The organism is Synechococcus sp. R6-5 (assembly GCF_047461775.1).
GTDB lineage: Bacteria > Cyanobacteriota > Cyanobacteriia > Thermostichales > Thermostichaceae > Thermostichus.
Genome location: NZ_JANSHV010000263.1, coordinates 1 through 1,899, shown reverse-complemented (window position 1 = coordinate 1,899; position 1,899 = coordinate 1). Strand labels below are relative to the sequence as shown.

Sequence of the window (1,899 nt, the reverse complement as noted above, 5' to 3'; positions counted from 1 at the left end):
GCGGGGCTCCTGCGATTTCTAGCTGAAGGGACAGGATCGCGCATCCAGGGTTCTCGAATAGCGATGGGACTTGTCGGGATCCCATCTAGAATAGGCGACAACCGGGCGAGAGAGGAGGTGAGCTGGCGGGTGACCTTCGCCCAGTGGCTGGGGCTAGGGGCGCTGTTGGGCCTGCTAGTTCTGCTTTGGCAGATCCGGCAGATCCTGCTGTTGGTGTTCGCGGCCATTGTGTTGGCAGTAGCATTGGATACCTTGGCCCAGATCCCACAGCGCTACGGCTTTCGGCGTGGCCCCTCGATTGTCATCACCAGTTTGACGGTTTTGGTGGCCGCGATCTTGGTGGGGCTAATCGTGGTGCCCCCCCTGGCGGAGCAGTTGCGGTGGCTGTTTACCGATGGGGTGCCCGCCGGGATCGTGCAAGCGCAGCGGCTGTTCGAGAGCTTGATTCTCTCTTTGCCGACGGATATTGAGCTGCCGACGCTGCGGGAATTGGCCAATAGCTTGGTGCCCCAGGCCACCGAGTTGGTGCGACAGGTGCGCGACTTTTTCTCCCAGTCCTTCACTGCCTTTTTTGGCACCCTGCTCAACCTATTGTTTGTAATCATCCTCACCATTTTGTTGTTGGCGGATCCCCAAGCCTACAGTCGCGCTTTTGTCTCGGTTTTCCCGGCCTTTTACCGTCCCCGCATTCGCTACATCCTCAAGCGCTGTGAGCTGGCGCTGCGAGGGTGGCTGATGGGGATCCTGTTTACCAGCACCTTGGTGATGCTGCTGAGTGGGATCGGGCTGTGGATTTTGGGGGTGCCCCTGATCTTGGCCAATGCGGTGCTGGCGGGATTGTTCAACTTCATCCCCAATATCGGCCCCACCTTAAGCGTGGTAGCCCCCATGCTGGTAGCCCTCACGGATGCCCCTTGGAAGTCCTTGGCAGTGCTGGGGCTGTATATCCTGATCCAGCAGTTGGAAAGCAGCGTCTTCACCCCCATCGTTATGTCCCGACAGGTGTCGCTCCTGCCCGCCCTAACCCTAGTAGCTCAAGTTACTTCAGCCTTTTTCTTTGGGGTGCTGGGCCTGTTCCTGGCCGTGCCTTTGGCGGCAATCCTGCAGGTGTGGATTCAGGAGGTGCTAATTCGGGATGTCCTGGATCCCTGGCAGGGATCCCGATTGCGGCCCTTGCTCAGGTTGGAAAGTGGAGAGAATGGGATCCAAAGCTCCACCCAGGCGGAAAACCAGGATCCCATTCCGCGACCGCAATCGGTGCGAGAAGGTTGAGGGGGCAATGCTCCTGGCTTGGCTCAACCCCATCAGCTTAGCCACACGACCGGCCCTTCCATTGGGCAGGAATCGACGTTCTCCCCACGGCTAGAGCCGGGGGATTCTTTCCCGTCGCTCCACGCTCCTCGCGCTTGACCGGTGTGAGAACGCGACAACTGGCAACTGCGCACCCAGGCAGAGCGGCATCGGGGAAACAGTGAGGCCCACGGCCCGCTGTGCGAAGGGCATTCTGTCAACCAAGGATTCTGTCCCGCTATCGCTCACCTGGCAAGGTTGGACTGTGGAGTCCCGGCGGGAAAAGCCGCAACCCCTGCTGTCGCACCCGCCGCTCCTGGAAAGGGATAGGGGTCACGCGCGGCAAAGGCGTAGCCACAGGCTGGGGAGTTGAAGTGGGGACAGGTTGTGGAGAGGGCTCAGGCGTAAGCTCAGGTTCGGGAGTGGCTACTACGGGCGGTGGCGTTGGAACAGCCGGGATCCCCTCTGGTGTCGGACGGGGGCGGCCCAGTTGAAAGCGCGGCTGGCGACGAGGTGCAAGCGTGGGCGTCGCCTCTGGCGTTGGAGTCGGAGTGGGTGTGGGTGTGGGCGTCGGGCTGGGTGTTGGCGTCGGAGTAGGAGTGGGCGTGG

At 61.1% G+C, this 1,899-nt stretch carries 1 protein-coding gene and 1 pseudogene; one reads left to right on the top strand and one right to left on the bottom strand.

Annotation, left to right across the window (positions count from 1 at the left end):
• The first annotated feature begins 117 nt into the window (after positions 1-117).
• Complete coding sequence (locus tag NW818_RS12460; RefSeq protein WP_414424728.1) at positions 118-1,272, top strand: AI-2E family transporter; 1,155 nt, start codon at positions 118-120, stop codon at positions 1,270-1,272.
• A gap of 256 nt (positions 1,273-1,528) precedes the next feature.
• Here NW818_RS12460 and NW818_RS12455 read toward each other — a convergent pair.
• A pseudogene (locus tag NW818_RS12455) lies at positions 1,529-1,899 on the bottom strand (hypothetical protein); the annotation flags it as partial.